This window comes from Tunicatimonas sp., assembly GCF_049647865.1.
GTDB lineage: Bacteria > Bacteroidota > Bacteroidia > Cytophagales > Cyclobacteriaceae > Tunicatimonas.
Map to the genome: position 1 here is coordinate 1 of NZ_JBARYM010000580.1, position 7324 is coordinate 7324.

7 protein-coding genes are annotated in these 7324 nt (G+C 43.5%); 2 read left to right on the forward strand and 5 right to left on the reverse strand.

Annotated elements, in window-relative coordinates; translation table 11 throughout:
• Together WBA23_RS17180 and WBA23_RS17185 are read right to left on the reverse strand one after the other, a co-directional pair.
• On the reverse strand, positions 1 to 645 hold a 645-nt coding region (locus WBA23_RS17180), incomplete at its 3' end, for an ABC transporter permease (protein WP_424583516.1).
• 88 nt (positions 646 to 733) lie between these two features.
• Positions 734 to 3115, reverse strand: a complete 2382-nt coding sequence (locus WBA23_RS17185) for an ABC transporter permease (RefSeq protein ID WP_424583517.1) — start codon at positions 3113 to 3115, stop codon at positions 734 to 736.
• Positions 3116 to 3435: 320 nt separating this feature from the next.
• On the opposite strand from WBA23_RS17185, the gene WBA23_RS17190 reads away from it, so the two are divergent.
• Entirely contained in the window at positions 3436 to 3972 is a 537-nt protein-coding gene (locus WBA23_RS17190; RefSeq protein WP_424583518.1) for a hypothetical protein, read from the forward strand.
• A gap of 67 nt (positions 3973 to 4039) precedes the next feature.
• On the opposite strand, the gene WBA23_RS17195 is transcribed toward WBA23_RS17190, so the two are convergent.
• From WBA23_RS17195 to WBA23_RS17205, 3 genes are all read right to left on the reverse strand, one after another.
• Positions 4040 to 4729: an ABC transporter ATP-binding protein gene (locus WBA23_RS17195; RefSeq protein WP_424583519.1), complete on the reverse strand. Its 690-nt coding sequence runs from the start codon at positions 4727 to 4729 to the stop codon at positions 4040 to 4042.
• An 83-nt stretch (positions 4730 to 4812) separates the two neighbouring features.
• A complete protein-coding gene (locus tag WBA23_RS17200; RefSeq protein ID WP_424583520.1) occupies positions 4813 to 5145 on the reverse strand; it encodes a four helix bundle protein in 333 nt (110 codons plus the stop codon).
• Positions 5146 to 5224: 79 nt separating this feature from the next.
• Complete coding sequence (locus WBA23_RS17205) at positions 5225 to 6472, reverse strand: efflux RND transporter periplasmic adaptor subunit (RefSeq protein WP_424583521.1); 1248 nt, start codon at positions 6470 to 6472, stop codon at positions 5225 to 5227.
• Between the two features lie 611 nt (positions 6473 to 7083).
• On the opposite strand from WBA23_RS17205, the gene WBA23_RS17210 reads away from it, so the two are divergent.
• On the forward strand, positions 7084 to 7324 hold a 241-nt coding region (locus WBA23_RS17210), incomplete at its 3' end, for a response regulator (RefSeq protein ID WP_424583522.1).

Below are 7324 nucleotides of genomic sequence, written 5' to 3' on the forward strand. Positions count from 1 at the left end.
ATAGGTCGCAGGGTTATTCCCAGTCCAGGAATCATAGAAAAAGGTCGTATCCCGCCCTATCATATCTACATCAAAATGCGTATTTCCCGCAAACTCAGCCATTACGCCCGTAATTAGGTAGTCATCTTGGTCATTGAATCGCAGTATTTCTCCCACCGGGTTGCGATCGCCGTACAACTGCTGCGCTAGTGGCTCGCTAAGTAGCATGGAATGATTATTCTGAAGAGCATTTTCAGGATTGCCGTACTTCAACGGAAAAGGAAATACTTTTAAGAAAGTGCTGTCGGCCAAACCAACGTGGTCGACATATATTCCGCCATCAGGTTTTTCTACAGTACTCACTAGTAATTCTTTACCCTCATTAACGGGCACTGCACTAATAATTTCAGGAAATTCTTCCCGTAACGTTTCTGCCAGTATATGTGGGGTGTAGGAGTTGCCGCTGCCGGGTGACCACTCTCGGTATACCCGATAAATATTCTCTTGGTTAGGTACCCAACGGTCGTAGCTAAATTCATGCTGAATGAATAGTAAGGCCAGCGTAGCCGTAGCCAAAGCAATCGCCAAACCACCTACGTTGAGCAAGGTGAATGTTTTCTGTTTACGGAAATTCCGCAGGGCAATGGATAGATAGTTTCTTAGCATAAGTTCACTCAATTAACATTTGCGATGAACAATGTACAATTAGCAGCCAAAAAGTAACTAGTGCATTCTCAATTGTTCATTGTAGAAGTTATTCGCTTTTCAAAGATTTCACCGGATTGGCCGTAGCCGCTCGTAGCGTGTGGAAGCTGATGGCACCTAGGGTAATAATTAGCGTAAGTAAGGTAGAGGCTACAAACGTGAGCCATTTAATATTAGTCTGATAGGCAAAGTCGCTGAGCCAACTATCCATAGCAAAGTAGGCAATGGGGAAAGCAATCACCATTGCAATGACAATCAAGATAAAGAAATCTTTATAGATCAGCCCGACGATATTGGGAACACTCGCCCCGATCACCTTACGGATGCCGATTTCTTTGGCGCGTTGTTCGGTAGTGTAGGCAGCTAGTCCAAGTAATCCTAAGCAGGCAATCACCACCGTGAAAGCAGAAAACATAGTGAAAATTTTACCTCGCTTCTGATCGGTTTCGTACTGCGACATAAACTCTTCGTCCAGAAACTCATACGAGAAGGGCTTACCGGCATTTACTTCCGTCCAGGCATCTTCCACGTAGGCTAAGGTTTTGGTTACTTCTCCAGGCGAGACTTTGATGCTAAGCCAGAAGCTAGGCTCATCAAAGAAAATCGCTAATGGATCAATAAGATTATACAACGATTGCTGGTGGTAATCTTTAAATACGCCTATCACTGAGAAGGTCGGTCCGGGCTCGTCACCGCCCATAAACGTAAACTCCTTGCCAATCGGGTCGTCCCATTGCATCCGGGCTACCATTGATTCGTTTACCATGACGGCTGCAGTATCGGTAGCGTACTCTCGCGAGAAACTACGCCCTTCCACTACATCAATACCCATAGTTTCCAGGTAATCATAGTGGGCGCGGTACTGATCCACACCCCGCTCCACTTTTCCTTCGGGACTATCTACGAACATCAGATTTTTTCCATATCCACTACCGGGACGAGAAGAAGAAGTAGATACTTCCAGCACACTTGGGCTCTCTTTGAGCCGATTACGCAATACTTCGTAATTTGCCCGAATGGTAGAATCCGGCATAGTCACGATAAGCACTTGTTCTTGATCGAAGCCTAAATCAGTGTCACGCAGGTACTGAAGCTGATCGTAAACAATCCAAGTGCAGATTAGCATAGCGATAGAAATGGCGAATTGCACAACGACCAATACTTTACGCAGTAGCGCATTACCGGTACCACGCGTTATGTTCCCCTTCAGTACTGAAGCCGGATTAAACTTAGAGAGATAAAAGGCGGGATAACTACCTCCGGCAATCCCTACGAGTAAGGTAATACCAATGAAGGCCAGAATGATCTGCGGTTGCAGCAAAAACGAAAAACTGATCTCAGTACCCGCTAGTAAGTTAAACGGCGATAGTAAGACAGCTACCAACAATAAGCTGATAACTAAAGCTATCATCGTTAGTAGAATTGATTCGGTTAGGAATTGGCTGATGAGTTGGCTCCGGAATGAACCCATCGTTTTGCGAACACCCACTTCTTTAGCCCGTCGGGTAGCCCGAGCAGTAGCCAGATTCATGTAGTTGATACTGGCGATGATAAGAATGAACAAAGCAACTGCTCCAAAAATATAGATATAAGAAATATCACCCAAACCAGCTTCTCCTTCACCAAACTCTGATTTTAGGTGCATGTCTTCCAGAGGTTGCAACCAATACCGAATCGTTACACCGTAGTTCTCAAAAATAGGGACAACCCGCTCTTTATTTACACTGGCTAAAGCCTCTTCAGCATCGGCTTGGCTGGTGCCTTCCTTTAGAAGTAAATAGGTGCCAACGCCCCAACCTCCCCAGCCATCCATTTCATCGGGTAATGTGGCTCGCGAGAGTAGCGCATCAAACTCTAGACTAGAATTATTGGGGACGTTTTCTACTAGTCCAGTGATTTCGTAGGTTTCGTCGCCGTTGATAAAAGTTTGCCCTACCGGATCGTCACTGCCAAAATATTTTTGAGCGGTCTCCTGCGTTAATACGGCGGTATTAGGTTTGACCAAAACCGTGGTCGGATTACCAGCCAACAGCGAAAAGTCGAATACATCAAAAATGGTAGAATCTACGTAGTAAAAATCTTCTTCGTAGAACCGTACGTCCCGGTCCGGGTTTTCAAACAGCTCTCTTCCTGCCCCTCTAAAGCGGATAGCATGCTCTATCTCAGTATACTTTTCTTCCAGTTCCTGAGCCAGTGGAAACTGGGCAATTGGCCAGGTAAATTGATTATCGGTTTCGGTGAAGTGAGTTACTACCCGGTAAATTCGGTCTTTCTCGGTGTGAAATCGGTCGTAGCTAAGCTCGTTGAGCAGATACAACAGTAGAAACAAACTACAGGTGATTCCGAGAGTTAGACCCAGAATATTAAGTAGGCTGTAGATACGATCTTTACCAATATTACGAAGAGCAACTTTGAGCAGGTTTTTGATCATAGGAAGTAGAATTATGGGTTCGTTTCTTTAGTCCAAGAAATATACCTCATATTATCTTACTGATAATCAGATATTTACTATGAGTATTTGTATAAAGAGTGTTCACAACCGAACAGTGGTTGTGCGCGAATGAACAGTCGAGAGAATTCTCAGCCATCTCTTACATCGATGGGTATTTAGGCTTTTTGTCCAGCTACCATTCACTGTGGTAGCTACCTTTGATTTTTCAGCAAGTCACTATTATGAATAGGAGATATTTATTCCGACTTCTAATCGTTATAATCTGCTTTACCGCCGCTTGCTCGCCACCTCGCCTAGCTATGGTACCAGGATTAGGCGTACAAGAATTAGGGTTATGCGTGACCTATGGACCACGAGTGACAAGCGAAGTACGCCAGCATATTGATGCCGAGCTAGCCATGCTGATTCATCAGTATAATACTGAACCCAATCGCTACCGTCTCCAAAGCTGTACTAACCCCGAAACAAGTTCGCTACGACTACACATACAGCATACTGAGCTAGTGACGTCTAATAAAAATACAGCCGGCATTCTTGTAAGTGCGGTTGGTCTTACTTTGGTGCCGATAGCGATGGTCGCTGCTGAACTACCCTTTTTACTATTTTTCTACTATTTTCCTAAGGATATGTCAGTCATACAGGCCTCCCTCTCACCCGATATTGGGCAGACTGGCCGAGACCGAATTGAACGGTTATGCCAAAGCCCAGGCTTTTTACTGAAAATGGAAAAACAATACGACAAACACGGAGTAGCTTTCAGAAATTTCGTTGAGCGTATTCTGATGGAAATGGAACGTGAAGAGAGTAAGAACTCTCGTAGAATGGTAAGCAAATAAAAAAAAGCGACGCCCTATCGAAGTGAGGGTTGCCGCTTTTCAGTTCTACAAACTACTTATTAAAAGATTACACGTGAAATTTCTCCTTAATGTTTTCAGTTACGATCATGCCATCGAATAAATTAATAATTCGGTTGGCATAGGTGGCATCGTGGGGAGAGTGCGTTACCATGGCAATGGTAGTTCCAGCCTTGTTCAGTTCTGACAATAGATTCATTACTTCTTCGCCGTTGGTAGAATCTAAGTTACCCGTTGGCTCATCCGCTAGAATAAAATTAGGATTGGCCACTACCGCTCGGGCAATAGCCACCCGTTGTTGCTGACCACCCGATAGCTGCTGCGGAAAGTGATTGCGACGATGCATAATATTCATATGTTCTAGCGCGGCATTCACCTTCTTCTCTCGTTCGTCCGAAGGCACCTTTAGGTATAATAACGGAAGCTCCACGTTTTCAAATACAGTGAGTTCGTCAATCAAATTAAAGCTCTGGAAAACGAAACCAATATTTCCTTTTCTTAGCTGGGCCCGTTGCCGTTCCGAGTAGTTTCCCACTTCGTGATCCATGAAGTGGTACTCACCGGAAGAAGGGTTGTCTAATAATCCTAAGATGTTAAGCAGGGTAGATTTACCACAGCCGGAAGGTCCCATAATGGCGACGAATTCGCCCGACTTGATCTCAATGTTGATATCGTTCAGGGCGGTAGTTTCTACCTCGTCGGAGATGAATACTTTCTTTAAGTTGTTTGTGCGAATCATGATTTTGTTAATTTTAAAGGTATTGGGATTTAGGAGTTGGAGACCGGAGTCCGAAAACGGGAGACCGGAATACGAAACGTAGGTTAAAATTTGGTTTTTCTGGTCTGAATTAGTTTGTGTAGCATGGCTGAAATTTTTCGTGTTTTTTCAATTAGTTTACCTGTATCGGTGATTTCCAATAATTGAGCTTCTTTTGTAATCATAAGTTGAGTTCTTAGTTCGGCACACGAACCTTGGGCAATATGCAAATACTGTATGAACTCTTTGTTTGACTTCCGTTCAAACCCTTCGGCAATATTGGAAGGAATTGAAATTGCTGACCGTTGAATTTGATCACGTAAACCATAATTTCTATTTTCCCTCAATTGCTTGCATAGATTTACAGATAGCTCAAAACTTTCTTGCCAAACATCCAAATCCTCAAACTTCCTTATCATCTTCTTCTTTTAGCTCTTTCTCAATCTCCGGCTTCCGGTCTCCAGTTTCCGGTCTCCGTCAAAAGACCAGAACTTCATTATCTCCGAAATTCTCGTAGGAAGATGTAATCACTTGTTCACCTGGCTCTAAGCCTTCTAACACCTCGTAGTTTTCGGGATTTTTACGACCCAGCCGAATGTCTCGCTTATACGCTCTTGACCCGTCGTTATTAAGGACAAACACCCAGTTTCCTCCGGTGTCGCGGAAGAACCCACCGGTAGCCAATAACATTGCCTCTTCCGAAGAGCCCAACTCCAGGCGAATACGCAACGACTGCCCTCGGCGGATGCCCGCCGGGTCGCCACCAATAAATTTCATGTCTACTTCAAAATTACCTTCACTTACCGTCGGATACTTCTTATAAATTTCCAAACGATAGGTGTTCCCGTTCCAGTCCCACGTACCTTGTTGCCCGACATCAATACGGGGTAAGTAAAGTTCATCAATAGCCACTCGTACTTTAAAGCTATCGAGTAAGGCCACTTGCCCTAATCGCTCGCCCGGCGTAATTGATTGACCTGGTTCCCAATCAGGAGTAGTCAGTAAGCCATCAGTAGGAGCCGTAACCACTAGGTTATCTAAAATCTTTCCAACTGCTTCCAAACTTCGGTTCATCCGATCTTCCGATAGGCGAATTTGACGAAGTTGCATAGAGCGAGAAACCGAATCCGACTGATAAGAGCGGTAAGTTAAGTCTTTCAGGCGCTTATTATATTCGTACTGTTCTTCCACTTCCTCTAGTTCACGCTGAGAAATCAGTTTTTTGCCAGCCAGTTCTTTAAAGCGATTGTACTGAGGGGCTAACAGTTGTAGTTGATAATCAATTTGGGCTAATTGAGTTTTCTGGTTAATATCGTTTTGGTCAAGGCCCAGGCGAGTGTTCCGCATGATGTTGAGCTGCTCGTATAATGAAGATTCCCGTTGCATTACATCTAGTTGCAGCCTAGAGTTATCCAGTATCATAATCGTGTCGCCCCGTTCTACCAAAGCACCTGATTCCAGTATAATTTCGCGAACTACACCACCTTCTACGGCATCCATAAAGATGGTTTGGCTTGGCATTACGATGCCAGTCTCTGGAATACGCTCCTGAAAAATATCTTGCTCCACTGTAGAGACGGTTATCTTTTCTTCATCTACATTTAACTTAGATCGGTTATCAGCAAAAAGAAAACTATAAAGGATAAAGGACACAAAGACCAACCCGAGACCAATCCCGAGTAGACGTCCGGTTGTCCATGTTTTCTTCTTTATTTTTCGGTCCATTCCCATAACTTATCTGAATCTTGTGCGGTGTAATTTTTTTTTGTAAAAGGCTGTGTGGTAGCTCAGTAGTGGTGAAATAATAAGTTGTCGTTTTTGATCTAGTTACTTTGCATTGTCACGAGGCTTTTTAACGAAGTGGCAGCGTAAAAGAAGTGTTCATAAAACGATGAGGTTATTGTTTTTACTATTATTCAATTACCAGAGTTACGAACACTGTGCCAAAACTAAAAACTGCGCTCAACCCCTTTATTTAGCCCTTTTAGCCAGAGAGAAGTGTACGGAAACGAACAGCCTTTGTACGCTTATGTACGTTAACAGTTCATAATCGGATACAGATGTTTGAATCAGCAAAGAGTATTTGGAAGTAGAAAAGGTTGAATTCTATTGCGTATGCTTAGTTTTTAGCCCTCACCAATTGTTAAGTAACTGATTCGCTTTCTTATTAGGTACAATCTTTGGCAAAGCATAGTCAGAATCCGGAGACCGAAAACCGAAAACTGGAGTTTGAAAAGGCATTTATCCTTGCACCGGGTGCAATGTTTAATAAATAATAACAAGTGATATGAAACTATAACACTTGAACACATTAACACTCTAACACCATATTGCTCATGAGCAGAACTGTTAATAAAACCGGTAAAATCTTGATTGTAGATGACAATGAAGATGTACTACAAGCCGCCAAGATTTTTCTGAAGCGACACTTTCTTCAGGTAGATACTGAAAAGAATCCGGGAGCCATTCCCGCTACAATTAGCAACGAGCAGTACGATGTGATTCTGCTGGACATGAACTTTACCAAAGACGTAAGTAGCGGTAAAGAAGGTTACTTCTGGCTGGATCAGATTCTGG